This is a genomic window from Streptomyces sp. DH12 (assembly GCF_020873895.1).
Taxonomy (GTDB): Bacteria; Actinomycetota; Actinomycetes; order Streptomycetales; family Streptomycetaceae; genus Streptomyces.
Map to the genome: position 1 here is coordinate 1 of NZ_JAHWGT010000635.1, position 538 is coordinate 538.

Genomic DNA, 538 nt, shown 5'->3' on the forward strand with positions numbered 1-538 from the left:
GCACGCCGCAGCCCTTGTGCCGGATGCCGACGGCCAGGAGCCAGGAGCCGATGTCGCGGATGTCGGCGCGGGCTTGGGCGGTGTAGCGGGTGCGGATGCGGTGGGCCATGCGCTCGGGGCTGATGCCGGTGTCGAGCTGGGCGGCGATCTCGCGGGCGATGCGGCGCAGCACGAACCGGCGGATGCCGTCGAGTTCGTGGCGGACTGGGGCCAGCGCGGTGTGGATACGGGGGGTCCAGCGCAGTTCCGGCCCGCTGTAGCTGCCGGGGGTGTGGCTGTTCAGGTGCTGGCGGGGCGTGGCAGAGGAGCGGTTGCCGCGCGGAGCGCGAGACGTTCCAGGCCCGAACGTGTCCGGCACAAGGGAGTTATCCACAGGGGCGGCGACCCACTTACGGTCACCTCGCCTACGGCGGGCAACCCCCACGGGCTTCGTCTCGTCACGTCGGTCAGTCCCCAGGTCTTCCTTAGACGCGAGGGATCCGTCACCAAGATCCGGACCCGATCCGTCATTGATGACCGGTGCGCCGGGACCGAACAG

Annotated in this window: 1 pseudogene; it reads right to left on the reverse strand. The window is 70.4% G+C overall.

From position 1 onward, the window contains the following. Positions 1 to 358: pseudogene (locus LPA54_RS36190) on the reverse strand (hypothetical protein); the annotation flags it as partial. Between the last annotated feature and the right edge of the window lie 180 nt (positions 359 to 538).